The organism is Pseudomonas soli (assembly GCF_900110655.1).
GTDB classification, from domain to species: domain Bacteria; phylum Pseudomonadota; class Gammaproteobacteria; order Pseudomonadales; family Pseudomonadaceae; genus Aquipseudomonas; species Aquipseudomonas soli.
In genome coordinates, this window is record NZ_FOEQ01000003.1 from 85062 (window position 1) to 110148 (window position 25087).

26 protein-coding genes are annotated in these 25087 nt (G+C 63.4%); 9 read left to right on the forward strand and 17 right to left on the reverse strand.

Annotated features, from left to right (window positions below; genetic code table 11):
• The first annotated feature begins 60 nt into the window (after positions 1–60).
• The 3 genes from BMY03_RS08330 (at position 61) to BMY03_RS08340 (ending at position 2574) form a co-directional block, all read left to right on the forward strand.
• Complete coding sequence (locus BMY03_RS08330; protein ID WP_094010796.1) at positions 61–1068, forward strand: methionine ABC transporter ATP-binding protein; 1008 nt, start codon at positions 61–63, stop codon at positions 1066–1068.
• Positions 1068–1739, forward strand: a complete 672-nt coding sequence (locus BMY03_RS08335; RefSeq protein ID WP_023632566.1) for a methionine ABC transporter permease — start codon at positions 1068–1070, stop codon at positions 1737–1739. The genes BMY03_RS08330 and BMY03_RS08335 overlap by 1 nt, the downstream gene beginning before the upstream one ends.
• A gap of 64 nt (positions 1740–1803) precedes the next feature.
• On the forward strand, positions 1804–2574 hold the full coding sequence (locus BMY03_RS08340) for a MetQ/NlpA family ABC transporter substrate-binding protein (protein ID WP_023632565.1): 771 nt from the start codon (positions 1804–1806) through the stop codon (positions 2572–2574).
• Between the two features lie 157 nt (positions 2575–2731).
• Here BMY03_RS08340 and BMY03_RS26960 read toward each other — a convergent pair whose 3' ends face one another.
• From BMY03_RS26960 to BMY03_RS08370, 6 genes are all read right to left on the reverse strand, one after another.
• The gene (locus BMY03_RS26960; RefSeq protein ID WP_371041514.1) at positions 2732–3496 is read right to left on the reverse strand and encodes an RHS repeat-associated core domain-containing protein; all 765 of its coding nucleotides are present in this window, start codon (positions 3494–3496) and stop codon (positions 2732–2734) included.
• A 315-nt stretch (positions 3497–3811) separates the two neighbouring features.
• Positions 3812–4444: an SCO family protein gene (locus BMY03_RS08350; RefSeq protein WP_094010798.1), complete on the reverse strand. Its 633-nt coding sequence runs from the start codon at positions 4442–4444 to the stop codon at positions 3812–3814.
• The gene (cyoE, locus tag BMY03_RS08355; protein WP_094010799.1) at positions 4441–5340 is read right to left on the reverse strand and encodes a heme o synthase; all 900 of its coding nucleotides are present in this window, start codon (positions 5338–5340) and stop codon (positions 4441–4443) included. Before cyoE ends, BMY03_RS08350 begins: the two co-directional genes overlap by 4 nt.
• Positions 5325–6398 carry a COX15/CtaA family protein gene (locus tag BMY03_RS08360; protein WP_094010800.1) on the reverse strand — a complete coding sequence of 358 codons (1074 nt, stop codon included), beginning with the start codon at positions 6396–6398 and terminating at the stop codon, positions 5325–5327. The genes cyoE and BMY03_RS08360 overlap by 16 nt, the downstream gene beginning before the upstream one ends.
• 9 nt (positions 6399–6407) lie before the next feature.
• Positions 6408–6986 (reverse strand): hypothetical protein, encoded by a 579-nt coding sequence (locus tag BMY03_RS08365; protein ID WP_046853607.1) that lies wholly within the window; start codon positions 6984–6986, stop codon positions 6408–6410.
• Positions 6952–7695 carry an SURF1 family protein gene (locus BMY03_RS08370; protein ID WP_094010801.1) on the reverse strand — a complete coding sequence of 248 codons (744 nt, stop codon included), beginning with the start codon at positions 7693–7695 and terminating at the stop codon, positions 6952–6954. The genes BMY03_RS08365 and BMY03_RS08370 overlap by 35 nt, the downstream gene beginning before the upstream one ends.
• Before the next feature lie 62 nt (positions 7696–7757).
• Between BMY03_RS08370 and BMY03_RS08375 the strand changes: the two genes are divergently transcribed.
• Entirely contained in the window at positions 7758–7961 is a 204-nt protein-coding gene (locus tag BMY03_RS08375) for a twin transmembrane helix small protein (RefSeq protein ID WP_023628968.1), read from the forward strand.
• Between the two features lie 15 nt (positions 7962–7976).
• Here BMY03_RS08375 and BMY03_RS08380 read toward each other — a convergent pair whose 3' ends face one another.
• The 4 genes from BMY03_RS08380 to coxB are packed head-to-tail and all read right to left on the reverse strand — an operon-like array spanning position 7977 to position 12209.
• Positions 7977–8864: a cytochrome c oxidase subunit 3 gene (locus BMY03_RS08380; RefSeq protein ID WP_031314487.1), complete on the reverse strand. Its 888-nt coding sequence runs from the start codon at positions 8862–8864 to the stop codon at positions 7977–7979.
• A gap of 16 nt (positions 8865–8880) precedes the next feature.
• Positions 8881–9438, reverse strand: coding sequence for a cytochrome c oxidase assembly protein (locus BMY03_RS08385; protein WP_038707108.1), 558 nt, complete (start codon positions 9436–9438; stop codon positions 8881–8883).
• A gap of 10 nt (positions 9439–9448) precedes the next feature.
• Positions 9449–11038 (reverse strand): cytochrome c oxidase subunit I, encoded by a 1590-nt coding sequence (gene ctaD / locus BMY03_RS08390; RefSeq protein ID WP_023628965.1) that lies wholly within the window; start codon positions 11036–11038, stop codon positions 9449–9451.
• Positions 11039–11081: 43 nt separating this feature from the next.
• Positions 11082–12209, reverse strand: coding sequence for a cytochrome c oxidase subunit II (coxB, locus tag BMY03_RS08395; RefSeq protein ID WP_023628964.1), 1128 nt, complete (start codon positions 12207–12209; stop codon positions 11082–11084).
• Positions 12210–12590: 381 nt separating this feature from the next.
• Here coxB and BMY03_RS08400 point away from each other — a divergent pair, with 381 nt between their 5' ends.
• Positions 12591–13232, forward strand: a complete 642-nt coding sequence (locus tag BMY03_RS08400; protein ID WP_023628963.1) for a hypothetical protein — start codon at positions 12591–12593, stop codon at positions 13230–13232.
• Between the two features lie 96 nt (positions 13233–13328).
• Here the strand turns inward: BMY03_RS08400 and BMY03_RS08405 are convergent, their stop codons facing one another.
• The 6 genes from BMY03_RS08405 to prlC form a co-directional block, all read right to left on the reverse strand.
• The gene (locus tag BMY03_RS08405) at positions 13329–14864 is read right to left on the reverse strand and encodes a SulP family inorganic anion transporter (protein ID WP_023628962.1); all 1536 of its coding nucleotides are present in this window, start codon (positions 14862–14864) and stop codon (positions 13329–13331) included.
• Between the two features lie 188 nt (positions 14865–15052).
• Complete coding sequence (locus BMY03_RS08410; RefSeq protein WP_023628961.1) at positions 15053–15772, reverse strand: carbonic anhydrase; 720 nt, start codon at positions 15770–15772, stop codon at positions 15053–15055.
• A gap of 304 nt (positions 15773–16076) precedes the next feature.
• On the reverse strand, positions 16077–17132 hold the full coding sequence (locus tag BMY03_RS08415) for a PA0069 family radical SAM protein (RefSeq protein WP_371041513.1): 1056 nt from the start codon (positions 17130–17132) through the stop codon (positions 16077–16079).
• A gap of 63 nt (positions 17133–17195) precedes the next feature.
• Complete coding sequence (locus BMY03_RS08420) at positions 17196–19190, reverse strand: M3 family metallopeptidase (protein ID WP_094010803.1); 1995 nt, start codon at positions 19188–19190, stop codon at positions 17196–17198.
• Between the two features lie 113 nt (positions 19191–19303).
• Positions 19304–19585, reverse strand: a complete 282-nt coding sequence (locus BMY03_RS08425) for a YheV family putative zinc ribbon protein (protein ID WP_023628738.1) — start codon at positions 19583–19585, stop codon at positions 19304–19306.
• The gene (gene prlC, locus BMY03_RS08430; protein ID WP_038707103.1) at positions 19582–21633 is read right to left on the reverse strand and encodes an oligopeptidase A; all 2052 of its coding nucleotides are present in this window, start codon (positions 21631–21633) and stop codon (positions 19582–19584) included. The genes BMY03_RS08425 and prlC overlap by 4 nt, the downstream gene beginning before the upstream one ends.
• A 102-nt stretch (positions 21634–21735) precedes the next feature.
• Between prlC and BMY03_RS08435 the strand changes: the two genes are divergently transcribed.
• Together BMY03_RS08435 and BMY03_RS08440 are read left to right on the forward strand one after the other, a co-directional pair.
• Positions 21736–22284 (forward strand): gamma carbonic anhydrase family protein, encoded by a 549-nt coding sequence (locus tag BMY03_RS08435; RefSeq protein WP_023628737.1) that lies wholly within the window; start codon positions 21736–21738, stop codon positions 22282–22284.
• Positions 22285–22304: 20 nt separating this feature from the next.
• Positions 22305–22952, forward strand: coding sequence for an HAD family hydrolase (locus BMY03_RS08440; protein ID WP_094011055.1), 648 nt, complete (start codon positions 22305–22307; stop codon positions 22950–22952).
• A 7-nt stretch (positions 22953–22959) separates the two neighbouring features.
• Here BMY03_RS08440 and BMY03_RS08445 read toward each other — a convergent pair whose 3' ends face one another.
• Positions 22960–24078, reverse strand: a complete 1119-nt coding sequence (locus BMY03_RS08445; protein ID WP_094010804.1) for an aminopeptidase — start codon at positions 24076–24078, stop codon at positions 22960–22962.
• An 88-nt stretch (positions 24079–24166) separates the two neighbouring features.
• On the opposite strand from BMY03_RS08445, the gene BMY03_RS08450 reads away from it, so the two are divergent.
• Positions 24167–24580: a PA0061/PA0062 family lipoprotein gene (locus BMY03_RS08450; protein WP_094010805.1), complete on the forward strand. Its 414-nt coding sequence runs from the start codon at positions 24167–24169 to the stop codon at positions 24578–24580.
• A 55-nt stretch (positions 24581–24635) separates the two neighbouring features.
• Positions 24636–25049, forward strand: coding sequence for a PA0061/PA0062 family lipoprotein (locus BMY03_RS08455; RefSeq protein WP_023628733.1), 414 nt, complete (start codon positions 24636–24638; stop codon positions 25047–25049).
• Positions 25050–25087: the final 38 nt, after the last annotated feature.

Here is a 25087-nt window from a genome sequence, read left to right on the forward strand (position 1 = left end):
AAAATGCGCGCCCCGGCTAACCGCTGACCCAAATTCCATGCGCCCCACAAGGTTCGCTCAGTGATCGAGTTTCAAAATGTCCACAAGACCTACCGCGTCGCCGGTAGGGATATCCCGGCCCTGAACCCGACCAGCCTGACCATCGAAGATGGCCAGGTGTTCGGCCTGATCGGCCACTCCGGTGCCGGCAAGAGCACCATGCTGCGCCTTATCAACCGCCTCGAGGAGCCGTCCGGCGGCAAGATCGTGGTCGACGGTGAAGACGTCACCGCCTTCGACTCGAACCAGCTGCGGCGCTTCCGCCAGCAGGTCGGCATGATCTTCCAGCACTTCAACCTGCTGGCCTCCAAGACCGTCGCCGACAATGTCGCCCTGCCGCTGGTGCTGGCGGGCGAGCTGTCGCGTGGCGAGATCGACAAGCGCGTCACCGAGCTGCTGGCCCGTGTCGGCCTTTCCGAGCATGCCCGCAAGTACCCGGCGCAACTGTCGGGTGGGCAGAAGCAGCGCGTCGGCATCGCCCGCGCCCTGTCCACCAACCCCAAGATCCTGCTGTGCGACGAGGCCACCAGCGCCCTGGACCCGCAGACCACGGCCTCGGTCCTGCAATTGCTGGCCGAGATCAACCGCGAGCTGAAGCTGACCATCGTGCTGATCACCCACGAGATGGACGTGATTCGCAGGGTCTGCGACCGCGTGGCGGTGATGGATGCCGGGCAGATCGTCGAGCTGGGCCCGGTGGCCGACGTGTTCCTGCACCCGCAGCACGCCACCACCAAGCGTTTCGTCCAGGAAGACGAGCAGGTCGACGAGAACGAACAACGCGACGATTTCGCCCATGTGCCGGGGCGCATCGTGCGCCTGACCTTCCAGGGCTGCGCCACCTACGCGCCGCTGCTGGGCACCGTGGCCCGCGAAACCGGCGTGGACTACAGCATCCTTGCCGGGCGCATCGACCGCATCAAGGACATTCCCTATGGCCAGCTGACCCTTGCCCTGATCGGTGGAGACATGGAGGCGGCATTCGCCCGCTTCACTGCAGCTGACGTACATATGGAGGTACTGCGTTGATGGACATCCTCAGCTATTTCGCCAACGTCGACTGGGTCGAGATCTGGCAGGCGACCAACGACACCATGGTCATGCTGTTCATCTCTCTGGCCTTCATCATCCTGCTGGGCCTGCCACTGGGTGTCGTGCTGTTCCTGTTCAGCCCACGGCAGATGTTCGAGCACAAGAAGGTCTACGCCGTGCTGGCGACCATCGTCAACATCGTGCGTTCGGTGCCGTTCATCATCCTGCTGATCGTGATGATCCCGATCACGGTGCTGATCACCGGCACCTCGCTGGGCGTTGCCGGTGCCATCCCGCCGCTGGTGGTGGGGACCACGCCGTTCTTCGCGCGGCTGGTGGAAACCGCCCTGCGTGAGGTGGACCGCGGCATCATCGAGGCGACCCAGTCGATGGGCGCCACCACCCGCCAGATCATCTTCAAGGCCGTGCTGCCTGAAGCGATGCCGGGCATCATCGCCGCCATCACCGTGACCGCCATCACCTTGGTGTCCTACACCGCCATGGCCGGCGTGGTCGGGGCCGGTGGCCTGGGTGACTTGTCGATCCGTTTCGGCTATCAACGCTTCCAGACCGACGTGATGATCGTCACCGTGGTGCTGCTGGTCATTCTGGTCCAGGTACTGCAAATGATCGGCGACAAGCTAGTCGTGCATTTTTCCCGTAAGTAACCCCAATGGGGTCGGCCCAGCCGACCCGTTCGGGGGCCATCGCGGCCCTCACAAGGAGTGATCAATGAAGAAGCTGCTTGCTGTTGTCGCCGCGGTAGCGGCCTTCTCGGCCCACGCCGAGACCCTGACGGTCGCCGCCACCCCGGTGCCGCACGCCGAAATCCTCAACTTCGTCAAGCCGCAGCTGGCGAAGGAAGGCGTGGAACTGAAGGTCAAGGAGTTCACCGACTACATCCAGCCGAACGTGCAGGTGTCGGAAAAGCGCCTGGACGCCAACTTCTTCCAGCACCAGCCGTACCTGGATGAGTTCAACAAGGCCAAGGGCACTCACTTGGTAAGCGTCGCCGGCGTGCACATCGAGCCGCTGGGTGTGTACTCGACCAAGGTCAAGGAGCTCGACAAACTGCCTTCCGGCGCCGCCGTGGTCATTCCCAACGACGCCACCAACGGCGGCCGCGCCCTGCTGCTGCTGGACAAGGCCGGAGTGATCAAGCTCAAGGACAACACGAACATCCTGTCGACCATCAAGGACATCGCCGAGAACCCGAAGAACCTGAAGTTCCGGGAGCTGGAAGCCGCGACCATCCCGCGTGTGCTGACCCAGGTCGATGCCGCCCTGATCAACACCAACTACGCGCTGGAAGCCAAGCTCAACCCGGAAAAAGACGCCCTGGCCATCGAAGGCAAGGACTCTCCGTACGTGAACATCCTGGTGACCCGCGAGGACAACAAGGACGCGGACGCGGTGAAGAAGCTGGTACAGGCCCTGCACTCGCCTGAGGTGAAGCAGTTCATTACCGAGAAGTACAAGGGCGCTGTGGTTCCTGCGTTCTAAGCTGAAATTCCCAGGGCCGCTTTGCGGCCCATCGCGATACAGGGCCGCTCCCACAGTTGCAGTGCCAGCTCAACCCTAGCACTGCAACTGTGGGAGTGGGCTTGCCCGCGATGCATCTACAAAGGCTGGACTGCGTTTTGTCACCTTATAACTCAGCCTAGTTGTCTGTTCCACCGCGCAACACCGCCAAAGCGTCCAGATAATTGTTGTACGTCAAACCCTGGGCCGGATCTGCGAAAGAACCAGTAACACCGCCCAAAGCCACTGAAGTTCTCCTGAGTTCAACCATAACTGCCTGCGCACGGGCTGGATTCACTTCAATGGGTATTGCCGTTGCCGTCGTGAGCCTCTGCTCCACTGCCGCCTTCATGGACGCTTTGATTGATTCCCTATTGGGACGTGGTGCCGAACTACTTGGTCCGGTTACTGTGTTTGGAGAGCTTGCTCCATGTACTGCGTGTTGTGGCTGTAGAGCGGTATTGGTGTCAGGGAGTGGTAGCTGATCAAAGTGGGCCATCATTCCCTCCAGCACCTGGGAAGGTGACATCCCGCTTTCAGAAATTCGTCTAGCAGTGTTACCCGCTCCTGAATGACGGCCGGGCGAAGAGGATCTGAGCATATGGCCAGTCGGGTCGCTGAAATTCACAGGATCGCCATTGCAGTAGACATAACAATTGATGCCGCCCTCCAAGAAAGGGCTCAGCGAATCTGGTGAATGGAAGCGCATGAATGTCGTGCTGTACAAGCGGTACCCATTTCCGAGCAAGTAGCTTTGTAGCTCGGTGGACCTCAACTGGCCCGTGAAGCCCAGGCGCGATTGCAATACAGTTTCCAGCCCGTAGGGCGTGTAGGCTCCAACACGTCTACCGTTCATATCAGTTTCGCAAAGCGGCGAAGCTTGCTGATTGGTACTAAGCAGCATTGTCAGCGCCTGGAGGCGACGTGTACTGCCCTGCGCCAAAGATCTGGTGTTGCAAACTCGGCTTTTGTCCGTAGATGGCATTTCGGGCACTCCGAACTAATGGTTCGGGCGCTAGCCTGTAAGGGATGAGACATTCGTTCAACTGGTAGAATTACCAGGTCTGATAGCCTGCGTGCTACTTCGGAACTGCTGCGGATGCTCTGCGGCTCTTTCGCAGCTGGCCCAAGGATTGAATGCCAATCGCGGGGCAAGCCCGCTCCCACGCAAGTTATGTCCGGCGTGGGAGCGGGCTTGCCCCGCGACTCATTTCAACGGTCAGTCGCGCTTCACAAGCCCCGGCAACTGCGCCACCAGCTTCTGGTTGTTGAACGGCGCACGGATGAACCCGCGCTGACGCCCGTCAGGCCCGACCACCGCCAGGTTGCCGCTGTGATCCACGGTATACCCCGGCTTGCTGGTATCGGCCGGGATGAACGGGATGCTCAAGGCGTTGGCCAGCTTCTGGGTGTCCTCGATCGACCCCGCCACCCCGACGAAATCCTTGTCGAAATAGCCCAGGTACTGCTTGAGCTGGTTCGGCGTGTCGCGGTTCGGGTCGACGCTCACCAGCACCACCTGCAGACGCTCCAGCGCCTCCTTGGGCAGCTCGCTCTTCACCTGGCGCAACTGGGCCAGGGTGGTCGGGCAGATGTCCGGGCAGTAGGTGTAGCCGAAGAACAGCAATGACCACTTGCCCTTGAGCTGGTCCAGCACCAGCGGCTGGCCGTCCTGGTCGGTCATGGTCACGTCCGGCACGGTACGGCTCTGCGGCAGCAGGATGATGCCGGCATCGATCAGTTCGGTGGGGTTCAACTGACCACGGTCGTTGAGCACCTTGTTGACGGTCAGGCCCATGATCAGCGCGACCAGGGCAACGAGGATGAAGACGGTTTTCTGGGTTCGGGTCATAGGTTCAGCAAAAGGTAGTGGTCTACGAGCAACGCGATGAACAGGGCGAACAGGTAGCCGATAGAGTACTTGAACGTCTTGATCGCCGCGTGCGGCCGGGTGCCACGGTACAACACCCAGGCCCAGTGCAGGAAGCGCAGGCCCAGCACCAGGGCACAGGCCAGGTACAGCGGGCCGCTCATGTGAATGGCGTAGGGCAACAGGCTCACGGCCAGCAATATCAAGGTGTAGAGCAGGATATGCAGGGCCGTGTAACGCTCGCCATGGGTAACGGGTAGCATGGGAATATCAGCTTTTGCGTACTCCTCCTTGCGATGAATCGCAAGGGCCCAGAAGTGCGGCGGTGTCCAGGCGAAGATGATCAGCACCAGCAGCAGGGGCTCGGCGCCCAGGTGCCCGCTGACCGCCACCCAGCCCAGCAATGGCGGTGCTGCCCCGGCCAGGCCGCCGATCACGATGTTCTGCGGCGTGGCTCGCTTGAGAAAGCCGGTGTAGAGCACCGCGTATCCCAGCAGCGAGGCCAGGGTCAGCCAGGCGGTGAGGGGGTTGGTGAACGTTAACAGCAAAACCATCCCTGCCACGGCCAGCAGCAGGGCGAACAGCAGTGCCGGCAAGGGCGCGACCCGGCCCTGGGCCAGCGGGCGCTTGTGGGTGCGGGCCATCAGCGCATCGACGCGGCGATCAACCACGTGGTTGACCGCCGCCGCGGCACCCGCGCACAAGCCAATTCCCAGGTTGCCGAACAGCAGGACGTTCCAGGCCACCCCCGCGCGGGTAGCGAGAAACATCCCCACCAGCGAGGTGATCAGCATCAGCACCACCACCTTCGGCTTGGTCAGTTCCAGATAGTCACGCCACCCGGCGCGCTGGCGTTCCGTGCTCAGAACCGTCGCCACGAATCGTTCCTCATGTGATGAGTGAGTTGCCCCCCGACCACCGGTGTCAGGCGCCAGCCATGGCCCACGCGAACCTTGTCGACCACGCGGATGCGGTAGTTCACCAGCACCATGGTCAGCAGCAGCAGCACACCGCCGGCGTTGTGGGCAACAGCCACGCCCAGCGGCAGGTGGAACAATACATTGCTGATGCCCAGGCTTAACTGCAGCGCCAGCGCCAGCAATACCAGGCGCGCCAGGCCGCTCAGGCCATGGCGGTGCAGCTTCCAGCCGAGCATCGATAGAACCGCCAGCACCAGCATTGCGCCGAGCCGGTGGCTGACATGGATCGCCGTGCGCGCATCGCTGTCCAGTTGCCCGCCCAGGTAATTGGGGCCGACATGCTGGGTCAGGTGGAAGCCGTTGCTGAAGTCCGCCGCCGGCCACCACTGGCCATGGCAGGTGGGCAGGTCGATGCAGGCCACCGCCGCGTAGTTGGCGCTGACCCAACCGCCCAGGGCGATCTGGCCGGTCACCACCAGCAGCGCCAACGCAGCGATCCGTCGCAGGCTCAGCGGCAGTTTCGGCAAGGGCGCAAAGGCCCGGGATAGACGCAGGGATAGCAGGAAAAGCAGGCTCACCGTGGTGAACCCGCCAAGCAGGTGGGCGGTCACCACCTGGGGCCACAGTTTCAGTGTCACGGTCCACATGCCGAACGCCGCCTGGGCCAGCACCACCCCCAGCAGCAACACCGGCAGGCGGTAGGGCTGGCCGTCATGGGCATGCCGGCGTACAGCCTGGAAGGCAAGCAGTGCGATCACCAGCGCCAGGGTGCCAGCGAAATAGCGATGGACCATCTCCGCCCAGCCCTTGGCTTCTTCCACCGGGTGCTCAGGGAAGTGCAGCTCGGCATGGGCCAGTTGGGCATCGGTCTTGGGCACGCTGATGAAGCCGTAGCACCCCGGCCAGTCGGGGCAGCCAAGACCAGCGTGAGTCAGGCGAGTGTAGGCGCCGAGCAGCACGACCAGCAGCGCCAGTAGCGTGGCGAACACAGCAAGGCGGAATCCGGGTCTGGCCATGGCAGCCTCCTAGCCGATGTTGGACAGCTTGAGCAGGTGGCGCAGGTCGTCCAGCACATGCTTGCCCTTGACCTTGGCGTCGTAGCGCAGCACCAGGTTGCCGTGAGGATCGACGATCCACAGTTGCGGGGCAGTGTCGCCGACCTTCTGGATATAGCGCTGGGCATCCAGCGGGTAGCGTTGCAACTGCGGGTACTCGCGGCCCAGCAGCGCCTGGTAGTCGGCGGCCAGCGGCTGGGCCGCCGCCAGGGCATGGCTGGCGCGGCTGGCATCGCGGCCCAGGCCGACCTGGATCTGCCGGGCCAGGTACACCAGTTGCTGGCACTCCTCGACACAGGCGCCCGGAGCGCTGACCAACAGCTGCCAACGCTCGTCCTGGGCATCGATGCCGATATCGGCCCGGCCCTCGCCATTGCCGATCATCACACCGTGATAGCTGCGACCTTCCGGTACCCAGAACTTGAGCTTGTACATGCTGGTGGCAAGTATCATCGGCCCGAGCACGACGAACAGGATCAACAGCAGTTGCAGGCGCCCGCGGGGCTTGCGGCGGTCAGGCACGTCCAGTGGACTCGTGGCGGCGGCCATGGCGGTTCTCCTTGTCGTTGTGATGCCAGCCGAAATACAGGTAGAGCAGGACCAGCGCGCTGGCCAGGGCGAACCACTGCACGGCGTAGCCCTGGTGCTTTTCCGGGCCCATGGCGACCACCGGCCAGTCCAGGCGGTAGGCGGCAGGGCCTGGCTGCAGGCGTAGCTCCTGGGCAAAGCCCTCCCGGCCCAGCTGCTGCCAGAGCCCGGCCGGATCGATCGCAGTCAGCAGTTGCGGCCACTGGCCGTCGGGGTTGTCCGGGTGCAGTTGGAAGGTCTTGCCCGGCGGCACGTAGACTGTGGCGTCCAGCGCCAGCGCCTGGCTCGGCGTGTCGAAGCGGACCGGCACGCGACGGTCGGGCCACGGCAGCCAGCCTCGATTGACCAGCAACCACAGGTCGCTGACCTGGTCGTGGAAGGGCTGCAACAGCTCTACGCCGACCTTGCCGTCGCGCATCTGGTTATCCAGCAGCAGGCTGTGATCGGCGTCGAACCGGCCATACAGGTGCACGGGGTAGAACGCCGGGTCTGGTAGCTGGCGCAACCGGACAGCAGTGACCGGCGCCTCGATCTGGCGCTCGGTGTAGGTGGCCAGCAGGTCACGCTTTTCGTCGGCGCGCCGCAGTTGCCAGCAGCCGAGCGCGATCAACCCCGGTAGCAGCGCAAGCACCACCAGGGTCGGTATCAGGCCTGGGCGAAACGGCTTCACCAGGGCCTCGTGAGGTCGAGCGCTATACTTGTATCCATCACCGCATCCCCCGGAGTTTCGCCATGCTCAAGGCCGCAATTGTCCTGATGCTGCTGGCCACCATCGCCAGCCTGTTCAGTGGCCTGGTGTTCTTGGTCAAGGACGACGACCAGTCGACCCGCCTGCTCAAGGCCCTTACCGTGCGCGTCGCCCTCGCCACCCTGACCATCGCCCTGGTGGCCTGGGGCCTGATCAGTGGGCAACTGGTGTCGCACGCACCTTTCTAAGTGTTCCCTCCGTGGTCAAAGCACATACACGAAGATGAACAGCCCCACCCACACCACATCGACGAAGTGCCAGTACCAGCTCGCCGCCTCGAAGCCGAAGTGCTTGTCCGGCTCGAAGTGCCCGCGCAACACCCGGCAGAACATCACGAACAGGATCAGCGTGCCCAAGGTCACGTGCGCGCCATGGAACCCGGTCAGCATGAAGAACGTCGCGCCGTAGATGCCCGAGCCCAGGGTCAGCCCGAGTTTGTTGTAGGCCTCGTGGTACTCGTAGGCCTGCAGGGCGAGGAACGCCAGCCCCAGCAGGATCGTCAGCCCCAGCCACAGCTTCAGCGTGCCGCGGTGCCCCTTGCGCAGGGCGTGGTGGGCGATGGTCACGGTCACACTGGAGCTCACCAGCAAGATGGTATTGATCAGCGGCAGGTGCCACGGATCTATAACCTCCTTGGGCGGTGGGAACAGTTTCGGGTCCGGTGTGTGCAGCAGCGGCCAGACGAACTCGAAGTTGGGCCAGAGCATGTGCGTCACACCCTTGGCCCCGTCGCCCCCCAGCCACGGCCCGGCCAGCACCCGCACGTAGAACAGCGCGCCGAAGAAGGCCAGGAAGAACATCACCTCGGAGAAGATGAACCAGCTCATGCCCCAGCGGAACGAGCGGTCCATCTGCGCGCTGTAGAGCCCGGCGTGGCTTTCCTTGACCACCGCGCCGAACCAGCCGAACAGCATGTAGGCCAGGAACAGCGCGCCGACGAAGAAGATCAGCGGCCCATGGGACTCCGGGTGGCCGGCCTTGAGGTCGTTGAACCAGGTGCCGAGCCCGAACACGGTGATGAACATGCCGATCGTGGCAATGATCGGCCACTTGCTCTGCGCCGGTACGTAGTAATGCTCGTGGCTTGCCATGATGTATCTCCTTCCCTCAACGGGCGCCCTCGGTCGCGGCGTGGGCGACCGGGGGGTGGCGAGCGGTGATGTCGAACAGGGTGTAGGCCAGGGTCAGGTGTTTCACCGACTCCGGCAGGTCGCGGTCGACGATGAAGCGCACCGGCATCTCGATGCGCTCGCCCGGCTGCAGGACCTGCTGGGTGAAACAGAAGCACTCGGTCTTGTGAAAGTACGCCGCGGCCTCGGCAGGGGTGATGCTGGGGATGGCCTGGGCGCTCATGGGCTGGTTGGTCGGGTTGCGGGCCACGAAGATCATCTGGTTCACCGCCCCCGGGTTGACCTCGATCTGGTCGGCGGTGGAGTGGAACTCCCAGCTCATGTCGCCGGCATTGGTCGACATGAACTGCACCCGCACCGAACGGGTCGGGTCGCTCACCTGGGTGCCCGCGTACTGCCCGCCGGTCTTGCCATTGATACCGAAGGCCTTGCACATCACGTCGTAGATCGGCACCAGGGCAAAGCCGAAGGCGAACATCACCACGGTCAGCATCAGCAGGCGGCTGACCAGGCGTTTGAGCGACAAGCCGTCCATGGGCGGGCTCCTACTTCACTTCCGGCGGCGTCTGGAAGGTGTGGTAAGGCGCAGGTGAAGGGATCGACCACTCCAGCCCCTCGGCGCCGTCCCAAGGTTTGGCCGGTGCCGGCGCGCCACCGCGGATGCACTTGATGACGATGAACAGGAAGAAGATCTGCGTGGCGCCGAACATGAAGGCGCCAATCGACGAGACCATGTTGAAGTCGGCGAACTGCAGGTTGTAGTCGGGGATGCGCCGGGGCATGCCGGCCAGACCGACGAAGTGCATGGGGAAGAAGGCCAGGTTCATGCCGACGAACGACAGCCAGAAGTGCAGCTTGCCCAAGGTCTCGTCGTACATGTGCCCGGTCCATTTCGGCAGCCAGTAGTAGGCCGAGGCAAAGATGCCGAAGATCGCCCCGGGCACCAGCACGTAGTGGAAGTGGGCGACCACGAAGTAGGTGTCGTGGTACTGGAAGTCCGCAGGCGCGATGGCCAGCATCAGCCCGGAGAAGCCGCCGATGGTGAACAGGATGACGAAGGCGATGGCGAACAGCATCGGCGTCTCGAAGGTCAGCGAGCCTTCCCACATGGTGCTGACCCAGTTGAACACCTTCACCCCGGTGGGCACGGCGATCAGCATGGTGGCGTACATGAAGAACAGCTCGCCCACCACCGGGATGCCGACCACGAACATGTGGTGCGCCCAGACGATGAACGACAGGAAGGCGATCGCCCCGGTGGCATAGACCATCGAGGTGTAGCCGAACAGCGGCTTGCGCGAGAACGCCGGGATGATCGAGCTGACCGCGCCGAAGGCTGGCAGGATCATGATGTACACCTCGGGGTGACCGAAGAACCAGAACACATGCTGGAACAACACCGGGTCACCGCCGCCGGCGGCGCTGAAGAAGCTGGTGCCGAAATGGATGTCCATCAGCATCATGGTCACCACACCGGCCAGCACCGGCATCACCGCGATCAGCAGGAACGCGGTGATCAGCCAGGTCCAGACGAACAGCGGCATTTTCATCAAGGTCATGCCGGGGGCGCGCAGGTTGAGGATGGTGGCGATCACGTTGATCGCGCCCATGATCGAGCTGATGCCCATCAGGTGGATGGCGAAAATGAAGAAGGTCACGCTGGCCGGGGCGTAAGTGGTCGACAGCGGGGCATAGAAGGTCCAACCGAAGTTCGGCCCGCCACCGGGGCTGAACAGGGTCGAGACCAGCAGCAGGAACGCCGCTGGCAGCAGCCAGAAGCTGAAGTTGTTCATCCGCGGCAGGGCCATGTCGGGCGCGCCGATCATCAGCGGGATCATCCAGTTGGCCAGGCCGACGAAAGCCGGCATCACCGCACCGAACACCATGATCAGCCCGTGCATGGTGGTCATCTGGTTGAAGAATGCCGGCTCGACGATCTGCAGGCCGGGCTGGAACAGCTCGGCGCGGATCACCATGGCGAACGAGCCGCCAAGCAGGAACATGGTGAAGGCGAACCACAGGTACATCGTGCCGATGTCCTTGTGGTTGGTGGTCAGCACCCAGCGCATCAGGCCCTTGGCCGGGCCGTGGGCATGTTCATGACCGTGGGCGTGGTCGTCGATCACTGCACTCATGTCCTGTCTCCTGCAATCCACTGACTGCCGCGGGTAGCCCGGCTCATTGCGCTTCGGCCTGCTTGAGCGCCAGCACGTCCTTCGGCGTGACCATGTCGCCCTTGTTGTTGCCCCAGGCGTTGCGCTCGTAGGTGACCACCGCGGCGATATCGACTTCCGAAAGCTGCTTGCCGAATGCCGCCATGGCGGTGCCCGGCTTGCCGTGGAAGACGATGCCCAGGTGCGCTTCCTTGGGCCCGGTGGCGATCTTCGAGCCCTTGAGGGCAGGGAACATCGGCGGCAACCCCTGGCCTTCGGCCTGGTGACAGGCCACGCAGGTGGTGTGGTAGACCTTGTCGCCACGCGCCACCAGCTCTTCGAGGGTCCATTCCTTGCTGGTCAGCTCCTTGAGCTTGGCCGCCTCGGCCTTGCGCTCGCCGAGCCAGGTGTCGTAGTCGGCCTTGGATTTCACTTCGACCACCACCGGCATGAAGCCATGGTCCTTGCCGCACAGTTCGGTGCACTGGCCACGGTAGATCCCGGGCTTCTCGACCCGGGTCCAGGCTTCGTTGACGAAGCCGGGGATGGCATCACGCTTGACCGCGAAGGCCGGCACCCACCAGGAATGGATGACGTCGGCAGCGGTCACCAGGAAGCGCACCTTGGCGCCCACCGGCAGCACCAGCGGCTGGTCGACTTCGAGCAGGTAGTGCTCGTCCTTCGGTGAATTGTTGTGGATCTGCTCGGCGGGGGTGGCCAGGTTGCTGAAGAACTCGACGTCCTGGCCCAGGTACTTGTAGTGCCACTTCCACTGGTAGCCGGTGACCTGGATATCGATGTCCGAGTCGCTGGCGTCGTAGATGTCGATCAGGGTCTTGGTGGCCGGGATGGCCATGGCCACGAGGATCAGGAAGGGCACGACGGTCCAGAGGATCTCGACCCAGGTATGCTCGTGGAAGTGCGCGGCCTGCTGCCCGGTGGAACGGCGGTGGACGACCATCGACCAGAACATCGCGCCGAACACCACGATGCCGATGATCACGCAGATCCAGAAGATGGTCATGTGCAGGTCGAACACCGCGTGGGAGACTTCCGTCGCCCCGGGCGCCATGTTCACCGTCCATGCGGCCTGTGCCTGACCAAACAATGACCACAGCAACAGGCCCATCCAGACATGTGGATGTCGCATCATTGCGGGTTCCCCTTATCGTTCTTGTAGTCCCGGAGGCGTGGACGACCTGCTACGACAAAGGGGGGAACGGTGGCCAAGACTGCCTGGCTTCGACGACCGAGCCCCCTGCTTAAGGCAGTCGGGCCTCATCAACGAATCACGTTTCAAGCGGAGTATAGACACCGACGAATGGGGCGCAACGCAGGGACTGAAATGATCTTCACGCAACCAAACGTTTGCGCTGAAAGGCCCATGGATACTGGGCCGGGACACAATAATGGCACATTGATATAGCCAATTTCCTACACGTGCCTCAGAGATATAACAAATGCGTCTTAGCGATTCTCGTAAGCAAGCTAACTTAGTGTCTTCCGTTTGTAACGCCTTGTCCCTGGAGTTGTCATGAACATCGCTGCTGTACGCGAGCAGATCGAAAACGCCCATCAACATGAGAGCCGCACAGGCCAACTGAAAAACCGTCTCGAGAAGCAACTGCCACACCTGCACCCTTCGATTCACCTACCCCAGCAGGACGCCCAGGGTACTTTGGCCCGCTTCGTCGGCGCCTATATCAACGAGGTTCCAGAACTGCTCGAAGCCGCGCACACCGTGGCCCTCGAGGCCGGCATCGAATCGCAGATCAAGCCAGTGCTGAAGATTGCCGAGGCCTATTTCCTGCAGCCACCGAGCGTGATGGCGGGGCAGGTCGGGCTGGACTGCCTGTTGGACGAGGCCTACCTGGCGCATCGCTTGGTCGAGGAAGTCAACGACCTGTATATCCGCCATTTCCAGCAGCCGCTGATTCCGGTGGATACCACGGTCGCCAACCTGATCGCCCACCAGCTGATCGGCGAGACCTTCGCCAACCAGCTGGATGAGGTGGTGCATCACTCGGTGGACGAGATGCTCGATGACGAGAGCTTTGCCGTGGAGTCAGTCGAGCACTATCGCGACAAGCTGTCGAACCCGGAAACCGGAGAGGCCTGGAAACGCTGGCCATGCCTGTCGCGCCAGCTGGGCGTGGAGTTGAGCCAGTCGGCCTGAGTTGACCTGATCCGACCCTATCACGGGGCAAGCCCGCTCTCACGAACTCGATCATGGGAGTGGGCTTGCCCCACGATAGGCCGCTACAGACTTACCCTAAGCGCCAACCCCCGCCGTAGTCCGCAACCTTCCCTCGACCCGCCGCTTCAGACGCCGCTGCTCCAGCACCAGCCGCGAGCCCTTGGCCGCGCCGCTGCGGCCCCAGTCCTCCAGCAGTTCCAGGCAGGAATGGTCGATATAGCTCAGGTTGCCGAGCGGCACGTGCAGCGTGGTTCCCTCCGGCACGGAATCCAGCACCTGGGTCAGCGCCGGCACCTTGAGGAAGGTGGCCGCGCCGCCAAGGCGAAGCTCCATGTGCCCCGGCTCGTCCAGCGCCACCAGGTTGATCTTCAACCGCGCCGCCTTCAGCGCCAGTTTCAGCAGGGTCAGGGCAAAGCCCAGCAGCACGCCGGTCAGCAAGTCGGTAAAGATGATTGCCAGGGCCGTCGCCGCATAGGTGAACATCGGCATCCGCCCGTAGCGGCCCAGGCCGCGGAACGCCTTGAAGTCCACCAGTTTCACGCCGGTGTAGACCAACACCCCGGCCAGGCTGGCCACCGGGATCTGTTGCAGCACACTGCTCAGCGCCACGACGAACGCCAACAACCACAGGCCATGCAGGATCGCCGAGGCGCGAGTCTGCGCACCGGCCTGGACATTGGCCGAACTGCGTACGATCACACCGGTCATCGGCAATGCGCCGAGCACGCCGCAGAGCATGTTGCCGATACCCTGCGCCGACAGCTCTCGGTCGAAATCCGAGCGCTGGCCACTGTGCATGCGATCGACTGCCGCCGCGGACAACAAGGTCTCGGCGCTGGCGATGAAGGCCAGGGCGAAGGCCGCCACCAATAGGGTCGGGTCGGCCAGCTTGAGCAGGTCGTCGGGGCGCAGCCAGTCAATGGCCTCGGACAGGTCCGCAGGTACCTGCACGCGGTTGACCGGCAGAGCCAGCCACAAGCTGACAGCGGTCATTGCCGCCACACCGAGCAAGGCACCGGGAATGAAGCGCAGGCGTTGCGGGCGCCAGCGCTCCCAGCCCCACATGATGGCGATGGTGCCCAGGCCCAACGCGCCGGCCTGCCAACCGGCGCCTGCGCTTTCCAGCGGCAGGGCCGAGGCCAGCGTCGCCGGGAAGCCCAGCAGGTTGTCCACGCCCGATGGCTGGGGCGCCGTGTCGAACATCACGTGCACTTGGGACAGCACGATCAGCACGCCGATCCCGGCAAGCATGCCGTATACCACCGCTGGTGCGGTGACCCGGAACCAGCAGCCCAGGCGCAAGCGCCCGGCCAGCAGTTGCAGCAGGCCGGCCAACAGCAGGATCGGCCCGAGCATGGCCACGCCATGCTGGCGCACCAGCTCGAACACCAGCACCGCCAGGCCCGCCGCCGGGCCGCTCACCTGCAACGGAGAACCGGCGAGGAAGCCCACGACGATGCCACCGATGATCCCGGTGATCAGCCCTTTTGCGGGCGGCATGCCCGAGGCGATGGCGATACCCATGCACAAGGGCAGGGCTACCAGGAAGACCACCACCGAAGCCAGCAACTCACGCGGCATGGCCGCCTTTATCTGTGTCATGTTCACCATGTAGCTCCTTTCTAGATTCACGGCCATTCCGCTGACCGCTAGCACGGGGAAGCCTGAACGACGCGCAGGCGTGGGCCGCCAGCGGGACTGCCGGCACGGCATTCAGGAAGATTCAAGGCAGGCGAAGGCCGCGCCGCACCCATCGGGTGCAGCCGGCAATCAAGGCTTGTTCAGCGTGTTGGGGTCGCTTAGTAGCGGCCTCTCGGTGTGGCAGAAGGGATCGACTCGCCTGCGGTCAGCGGCAGGAAGCGGTCGCTGGCGGCATCGTAGGCTTCGATCTGGCTGGTTTCGATGTCGTAGATCCAGCCATGGATGTGCAACTGGCCGGCCGCCAGGCGCGAGGCGACCGAAGGATGGGTACGCAGGTGGTGCAGCTGGGCGATGACGTTTTCCTTGGTCAGCAGCTGCATGCTTTCGTGCTCGCTGCCGCAGGAGCAGTTGTCTTCGATCACGGTCCGAGCCACTTCGGCATGGCGCAGCCAGGCGGAAACGGTCGGCATCTTGGCCAGCGATTGCGGGTTGAGCACCGCGCGCATGGCACCGCAGTCGGAGTGACCGCAGACGATGATGTGGTGCACGCCCAAGGCCAGCACCGCGTACTCGATGGCGCTCGACACACCGCCGTTCATCTGCCCGTACGGCGGTACGACGTTGCCGACGTTACGGGTGACGAACAGGTCGCCCGGCGAACTTTGGGTGATCAGCTCAGGAACGATACGCGAATCGGCGCAGGTGATGAACATCGCCCGCGGCTTCTGCGCGGTGGCCAGTTTCTTGAACAGCTCTTGCTGCTCGGGGAAGACTTCGGTGTGGAACCGCAGGAAGCCGTCGACGATATGCTTGAGGGCGGCATCGGCGCTTTCGGCGGGTGCGGCCGGGACAACCTTGGATGGGTCCTTGACGGGCATGATTCATCCTCTGGACGGTTTGAAAGTGAATTCCATGTTACCGGGGAAAGATCAGGGTGACGCGGGGATTTAGATGACGCGCACGGGTAAATAATCACAGTCACCGCTGACTCATGACTCACGCTAGCGTAGGAAACTTAACTGAAACTTAATTGCGCAGGCTCTAGAACGGGCGTTCTGGATAGGAGAGGGGAGAACTGGATAATAGCAAAAAAGCATCAGATGCCAAGCTGCATGAGTGAAATTGTTGGGTTGCTTTAGTTGTACTTATAGAGCTCGACTTCCCGATTGAACGAGCCGCTGGCTAGAACAGCGCCATCTGAGCACCGGGAGGACAGAATGCGCTGCAGTCCAGCGCCAACTCCTCACGCCCTTCGAACCCCAGCCGCCTGGCCGCCTTGCGAAAGCGCTGCGCCAGCAAGTCAGCGAACACCCCTTCACCGCGCATCCGCGCACCGAAGCGGCTGTCGTACAGTTCACCGCCCCGGCTCTGACGAATCAGGCTCAGCACATGCGCGGCCCGCTGCGGGTAGTGATCGTGCAGCCACTGCTCGAACAACGGCGCCACCTCCAGCGGCAAGCGCAGCATCATGTACGCCGCGCTCTGCGCGCCGGCCTCCTTCGCCGCCTGCAGCAGGTGCTCCAGTTCGCTGTCATTGATCATCGGGATCATCGGCGAGCACAGCACGCCCACCGGCACACCGGCCTCACGCAGCACGCGAATAGCGCGCAGGCGCGCCTTTGGAGCGGCCGCACGTGGTTCGAGGGTGCGCTTGAGCTCATCGTCCAGGGTGGTGAGGCTGATCATCACCCGCGCCAGGCGCTGGCTGGCCAGCTCGCTCAACAGGTCCAGGTCGCGCAGCACCAGCGAGCCCTTGGTGACAATGGTCACTGGGTGGCGGTAGCGCAGCAGAACTTCGAGCAGGCGCCGGGTCAGCTGTTGTTCGCGCTCGATGGGCTGATAAGGGTCAGTGTTGGACCCCAGGTTGATCGGCGCACAGACGTAGCCAGGCTTGCTCAACTGCTGCTCGAGCACCTCGGCGGCGTTGGTCTTGGCGATCAGCTTGGTTTCGAAGTCCAGGCCGGGGGAGAGGTCCCAGTAGGCGTGGCTGGGACGGGCGTAACAGTAGATGCAGCCATGCTCGCAACCGCGATACGGATTTATGGAGCGGTCGAAGGGCAGGTCAGGGGAGGTATTGCGGGCGATGATGGTCTTCGCCACCTCGATCCGTACCTCGGTGCCCTGGGTTATCGGCACCTCCTGGTACCACCCGTCATCCTCGGCCACCGCACGACTCGGGGCGAAACGGTTGTGCGGGTTGCTGGCGGTGCCGCGGCCGCGGATGGGAGAAGTAGACATGACGACAATCCATTTACTGTATTTTTGTACAGTATAATGAGTCGTCATCGATAGCCAGTACCGTCAGGCAGGCTGATGCCAGTCACGGTAGGCCGCCAGGGAAAGCCCCCGGCCGACGAACGCGTTGAATGAAGCGGAAAGCCCGCGCAAAGCAATCTTGGTCATGAGTTCCCGCCGCATTATCCGCGCGACCTCCCGCTGATCGACACCTTGTTCCTCGAAGCGGGTGAACGCATCGATGGCATGCGCCTGGGCCCATTTGTAGCTGTAGTACCCGGCCTCATAACCTGTCACCAGATAATCGAAAGACTCGACGAAACGCTCCTGCGCGAACGCCGCAGGGAGCCCGACCAGATGGCTGGCCTGGCGCGCCAGGTCTTGCAGGTCGAGACGTGCATCCCTATCGCGATGCGCGATGAAATCGAACCAGGCACGACGCAGCTTCTCGGCCTCGGCCACGCCTCGCAGCCGCCGTCGGCTCGCCAGCCAGCGCCGCAAGGCTTCCAGGGGAACCGGGGCAGTATCCGCCATGAGGGCAGTGACGCCTTGCAGAGCCGGTGCGGACCAGCACCATTGCTCGAACAGGATGCCAACGAACTCACAGCTGTCCGGGCCGAGCATCGCCGGCAAGGTGCGATTGAGGCGACGGTGACGATGGGTCACGAGAATCTGGTGCAGCGCATGGCCGAACTCATGGTGGAGCTTGCACAAATCGCTGTGGCCAAGGTGCGACGTAAACCCATCGGGCCCGTGTGCGAAGGAGCACGACAGCAGTGTGGTTGGCAATGTCATCGCACCGTCGGCATCGACATGGCGCTGACGCATGGGGTAGCAGTACGGCCAGGACACTTTGCCAGGACGCGCGTGAAGGTCGAGGTAGATGTACCCCAGGACGCTACCCTGTTCGCGTACCTCCAGCACTTGCACATCTGCGTGCCAGACCGCGACGGCACGCGGCACCATGCGGATATCGAACAATCGTTCGTGCAGCTCGCGCAAAGCGGTCAGGGCTGTATCGAGTGGGAAGCGATCACGCAGTTGCAGCCCGGCGACAGCATCGTCCCTGAGTTGCCTGGTCAGATAAGCGATATCCGAAGGCTCAAGCGCCCCCATACCCAATTGGTCAGCCCGCTCCTGCAGTTCCTCGAGGTCGGCCTGCAGCCTGGGACGGTTCTCTTCGATCAGACCCTTGATGAATGCTTCGACCTCGCTTGTGGTACGAGCAGCTTTCAGCTCGAGCCCGAACTCGGCAGCGTTGGACAAGCCCAGCAGCTGGGCCCGCTCGTGTCGCAAACGCAACAGCGCTTGCATTACCTGGGCATTGTCGTGGTCAGGGTCCGTCTCCAGTGACCGGGAAGCACGGTAGACCCAGGCACGCAGCGAGCGATCATCAGCCGATTCGAGAATCGCCTCGACGGTCGTTTCCCCCAGGTCGATCAGCCAGCCATCCAGCTCCTCTTCCTGGGCTTTGTCACGCAGGCGCTGCCGTTGGGGTCCGTCAAGGCCACTCAATTGCGATTCATCGGACAACAAACGTGCACCGGCACTTCGGGCGCCGCTGAGATTGTCCATGAACTGCCGTTCGAGCCCGCTTATGGCGGCTTCGGTCGCGCGCAATTGGGCTCGTTCAGCGCCACCCAGTTGAAAGCCACCCAGGCGAAAGTCCCTGAGAATCCTCGACAGCACCACACGTTGCTCAGTGTCGAGTGTCGCCTCGTCGATGCGTTGATAGGCCTGCAACAGCCCCGGATATTCATGCTTAGACCGCTTCCAGCCGCCGAGCAAACCATGGCAGGCACCCACGGCATCGGCCCAATCCTCGCCCTCGTAAGCGAGGGGGACCAGTGAGTGAAAAGTGTCCTCCAGCCGCTGGTCGAGCCGCTCGATTGCCAGGACCAGGTCATTCCATCCAGGAAAATGCGCCTGATCGGCAACGATCCGCTCAAGCGCTACCAGGTTGGCATCATGAATCTGACGAACAGCCGGTTCGAGCTGCTCGGGCCGCAACGACGCGTAATCAAGCAGCCCGCCAGGAAGAAAAACAAATGGATGGGTCATCGTGCATCTCGGTGCGGGTCAAAGGACCTACACCTTAGTGACCCACCCAAGCGGGACAGGCAGCAATATCTACCCTGCCCCCAAAGAGCGTCCCGAGGGCGCCCGAAAGGTCGTTATTCCGAAGGCTTCTTCAGCTTCGGATTGGGGAAGAACTGCACGGTCTGCACCTTGGCCGGCGGCGCTTTCGGCGCCAGGTGATTGACCCGGGTGCCGAGCTCGCTGGGTACCGACAGGCCTTGTTCGTTCAGGGTGTCAGTGAACCCGCAGGCCACGCACTCACGGTGCGGCACGCCGTCCTCGTTCCACATCATCAGCTTGTCCATCTCGCTGCATGCCGGGCATACCGCCCCGGCGATGAAGCGTCGCTTGCTCTTGCTCAAGGCTACCTCACTCATGCCACAGCGTCCTCGGTGAGGCCGCTGTGGCGCAACAATGCATCGATGGAAGGCTCGCGGCCACGGAAGTCGACGAACAGCACCATCGGCTCTCGGGAACCGCCACGGGCCAGGATGGCTTCGCGGAAGGCGCGACCGGTCTCGGCGTTGAGCACACCTTCTTCCTCAAAGCGCGAGAAGGCGTCGGCCGACAGCACTTCGGCCCACTTGTAGCTGTAGTAACCCGCCGCATAACCGCCGGCGAAGATGTGCGCGAAGCTGTTGGGGAAGCGGTTGTAGGCCGGCGGACGCATCACCGAGACCTCGTCACGCACGCCCTCGAGCACCTGCAGCACGCTGCGGCCGTCGCCATGGGTGGCGTGCAGCTCGAAGTCGAACAGCGAGAACTCCAGCTGGCGCACCATCATCATGCCGGACTGGAAGTTCTTCGCCGCGAGCATCTTGTCCAGCAGGTCCTGGGGCAATGCCTCACCGGTCTCGTAGTGGCCGGAGATCAGCGCCAGGCCCTCGGGCTCCCAGCACCAGTTCTCCATGAACTGGCTCGGCAGCTCCACCGCATCCCAGGCCACGCCGTTGATGCCGGACACGCCGGCATGCTCGATACGGGTCAGCAGGTGGTGCAGGCCGTGACCGAACTCGTGGAACAGGGTGGTGACTTCGTCGTGGGTGAGCAGCGCGGGCTTGCCGGGCGTGGCCGGGGTGAAGTTGCACACCAGGTTGGCCACCGGGCTCTGCAGGCTGCCATTGGCGGTGCGGCGATGGTCGCGGGCGCCATCCATCCAGGCACCGCCACGCTTGTTGGCGCGGGCATAGAGGTCGAAGAAGAAACGGCCGACGTGCTGGCCGTTTTCCTTGATCTCGAACAGGCGCACGTCCGGGTGCCAGCTGTCGAAGCCCTTGAGCTCGTTGATCTCGATGCCGTACAGGCGTTGCACGATGACGAACAGGCCGGACAGCACCTTGTCGATCGGGAAGTAGGCGCGCAACGCTTCCTGGGACACGCTGTAGCGCTGCTCGCGCAGCTTCTCGCCGAAGTACCCGGCGTCCCAGCTGGCCAGCTCGGCGGTGCCCTGCTCGGCGGCATAGGCCTTGAGCTGCTCCAGGTCCTGGGCGGCGAATGGCTTGGAACGCTTGGCCAGGTCGCGCAGGAAACTCAGCACCTGGTCGCTGGACTCGGCCATCTTGGTGGCAAGGCTCAGCTCGGCGAAGTTCTTGTAACCCAGCAGCCCGGCCAGCTCCTGGCGCAGGTCGAGGATCTCTTCCATCACCGGGCCGTTGTCGAACTGGCCGGCGTTCGGGCCCTGGTCGGAGGCACGGGTGCAGTAGGCGGCATACACCTCTTCGCGCAGTGCGCGGTCGCTGGCGTAGGTCATCACTGCGTAGTAGCTGGGGAACTCCAGGGTGATCAGCCAGCCGTCCAGGCCCTTGGCCTGCGCTGCGGCGGCCATCTGCGCCTTGGCCGAGTCGGTCAGGCCGGCCAGCGCGGCTTCGTCGGTGACGTGCTTGGTCCAGGCCTGGGTGGCGTCGAGCAGTTGGTTGGAGAAGCGGCTGCCCAGTTCGCTGAGCTTGCTCTGCACCTCGGCGTAGCGCTGCTGCTTGTCGGCCGGCAAGTCGATGCCCGACAGGCGGAAATCGCGCAGGGCGTGGTCGATGATGGTTTTCTGCGCCACGTCGAAGCTGGCGGCTTCAGGGCTGGCGGCCAGGGCTTCATAAGCTTCGAACAGGGCACGGTTCTGGCCCAGTTCGGTGGAATAGGCGCTCAGGGCCGGCAGGCACGACTCGTAGGCCTCGCGCAGTTCCTGGCTGTTGCACACCGCGTTGAGGTGGCTGACCGGGCTCCAGGCGGCGCCCAGGCGGTCGTTGAGTTCGTCCATTGCCAGCACCAGGCCGGCCCAGGTCGGGTTCTTGCCCTGCTTCTCAAGGATCTCGGCGATGGCCTTGCGGTTGTCGGCGAGGATCTGCTCGATCGCCGGCAGCACATGCTCGGCGCGGATCGCCGAGAAGGGCGGCAGATCATGGGACTGCAGCAGCGGGTTGTTCGCACTCACGGTTCGGGTACCTTGGCAGGAGAAACACGGGACCATCTTAATTACAATCGACGCCGACCGCAGCAGGCAGCCTGCCTATCGGCATTGCAGAGGAACACTATCATGGCCATCCGCACGTTTCGGGAACACACGCCGAAAGTGGGACCACGGGCCTTCGTCGACCGTTCGGCGGTGGTCATCGGCGACGTCGAGATCGGCGAGGACAGCTCGATCTGGCCGTTGACCGTAGTACGCGGCGACATGCACCGGATCCGTATTGGCGCGCGTACCAGCGTGCAGGACGGCAGCGTGCTGCACATCACACACGCCGGGCCGTTCAACCCCGATGGCTACCCACTGATCATAGGCGACGAGGTGACCATCGGTCACAAAGTCATGCTGCATGGCTGTACCCTGGGCAATCGCATCCTGGTCGGCATGGGCAGCACCATCATGGACGGCGCCATCGTCGAGGACGAAGTGATCATCGGCGCCGGCAGCCTGGTGCCACCCGGCAAACGCCTGGTCAGCGGCTACCTGTACATGGGCAGCCCGGTGAAACAGGTGCGCCTGCTGAGCGAGCAGGAACACGCGTTCTTCCCCTACAGCGCCGGCAACTACGTCAAGCTCAAGGACCAGCACCTGGCCGAAGGCTACGACCTCCCGGAATGAATCCGACTGCAGAGAACACCATGCACCAGCAGAACATCCTCTTCGACCTCGACGGCACCCTGACCGACCCGCGCCTGGGCATCACCCGCTCGATCCAGTACGCCCTGGCCAAGCTGGGCATCGACGAGCCAGACCTTACCCGCCTTGAGCACTTCATCGGCCCGCCCTTGCTGCAGGCGTTCATGCAGTTCTATGCCTTCGACGAGGCCAAGGCCTGGGACGCGGTGAACTTCTACCGCGAGCGCTTCAAGGTAACCGGGCTGTACGAAAACCTGGTGTTCGACGGCGTGCCCGAGTTGCTGCAAGCGCTCAATGGCCAGGGCCGCACCCTGTACATCGCCACCTCCAAACCTTGGGAGTTCGCCCGTGAAATCGCCCGGCATTTCGCCTTCGACCATCACTTCAAGGTGATCTACGGCAGTGAGCTCGATGGCACGCGGACCAACAAGGTGGAACTGATTCGCCACCTGCTGGACGAGGAGGGGCTGGATCCGACGCAGACCTTGATGATCGGGGATCGCAAGCATGACCTGATCGGTGCGCGCAGCAACGGTTTGCAGGCCGTCGCGGTGGGCTATGGGTTCGGCAGCCGGGAAGAACTCGAGGCCGAGGCGCCGGCGTTCCACTTCGAGACGCTGGCCGAGTTGCACCAGGCATTCGTGCGCTGATCCCGCTTTATCGCGGATCAGGCCCGCACCCACGCGCTGTCGTGGCAGCGGGCTTGCCCCGTGATGAGGCCAGCGCTGCCAACGCCAATTTGCGCTGCTCGATCGGCAATTTTCCAAGCGCTTCCACCCGCTCATAAAACCGCAGCCAATCCCCACCAACCTCTTTGAACAACTGCGAAAAAGCCGGCACCCACTGATCATACAGGCCAAATGGCAACAACTTCGCATTGGTCATCGGCCCGTACATCCAGGCATCGAAACGCCGATCCCCAGCCCAATCCCGATCCCGCACCTCTCGGTATTCGCGCCGCAACCGTTCGAACTCCGCCTGCTTGGCCGCCCGCTTGCCCGCTGCATCCAGCGGCCCGGCATAGATCGCCTGCAGACGCTTGCGGCTGGCGAGCACCAGGCGTATGAAGGCGTCGCGTTGCCCGGCGCCATGCTCCTCGACCGCCGCCAACCCGCGCGCCGCGCGCCATTGCCGGGTGCCTTCCTGCTCGACAAACGACGCGAACGATTCGTTGAACTCGGTATCGTCCTGTACGTAGAAGCGTTGATGCGCCAACTCGTGGAAAATCACCGTGGCCAGGCGCTCCTCGCCCCAGCCGGTCATGGTCGAAAGAATCGGGTCGTCGAACCAGCCCAGGGTGGAGTAGGCCTCCACGCCCCCGACATAGACATCCAGCCCGTCCTGGCGCATCAGCGCCGCCGCTCCGCGGGCGGCACCCTGGCGGTAGTAACCGCGATAGGCCACGCAACCGGCGATGGGGAAACAATGGGTCACCGGCTGCAATGACAGCTCCGGGGTGGCGAACACGTTCCACACCACGTATGGCCGGCCGAGATCGGCATACACCCGATAACTGCCGTTGTCCGGCAACTTCAGTTGCGCGCTGGCGAAGGCCCGGGCTTTTTCGGCGAACAGCAGGCGCTGCCGCAAGGCCGGGTTGGTGGCAGGGTCTGCAATCACCCGATCCAGCGGCTGGCGTGCCCGCAACAGCTGCCATTGCCCCTCGGCCAGCTGACCGTAATAGCCCACGCTGGAGCAACCGCTCAGCAGGACAGCCAGCGTCACGGGAACAAACCGGGTGAAAACGCGGTCGAGAGCCCGACGGCTGCAGCGCATGAAAAGAAAAAGTCCAAACATCGAGGCTGTCTATCTCGCTCGTCGGCCGAATGCGACCAAGACTATCTCGCCAAGGGGAAGCTTTGCCATGCGTACACTGTTTGCGGTCGGCACGCTCGTGCTGTTGTCCGGGTGTTCCACCTTGCCCGACCCGGACCCGAATCAAGCCTGGGTAGACCTGGCACCGGGTGACAACGATTCGCTGCACGCCCTGCAAGTGGATGAACGCGACTGGGCTGACAGCCGCTATTTCGAGGTACAGCCCGGCAACCATGAACTGACCGTGCGCTACCAGTTCGCCGTGACGCCCAGCAACATCGGCCCGGTGGAGCAGCCGCTGTGGCGCGACTGCCAGCTCAACCTCACCTTCAAGGACTTCACCGCCGGCCAGCGCTACCAGATGCAAGCCGGCAGCATCGGCTTCCGGCCGTGGATCAAACTCTACGACCAGCGCCAGAAGCTGATCGGCCAGGGCGAACCGGCAGGCTGCCAGCGCACCTGAACACCGCGAACGGCGCTATGCTTGTAGCCTGTGAACCGCGAGCGGGAGTTTCACCATGCGCCAGCCCATGATGCTGATGGCCCTCAGTGCTTTGGGGGCTTGCGCCAGCCCCTTGCCCCCCGCCGACCCCGGCAAGGCCTGGATCGACATGTACACCATCACCCCCGGTCGCACCCTCATGGCCGACCGCCTGGACGGCAAGCGCCTCGACGACGGCCGCTATTTCCAGGTGACGCCGGGCCGGCATGAACTGGTGGTGCGCTTCGACTACGAGATCTACGCCGGTGGCTTCAGTACCGACCCGACCGAGCGGACCTGCTACCTGACCGTGCGCTACAACGATTTCAAGGCGGGCGAGCGTTACCGCCTGGAGGCCCGGGCTCCGGCGATGCAGCCGCAGGTGTTGCTGTACGACGCCAGCCGCAAGGTGGTGGTGAACGAACCGAGCAACGTCACCTGCATTCCTTGATCGATGGTGGGGCTGCTGTGCAGCCCCGACTGTCGAGC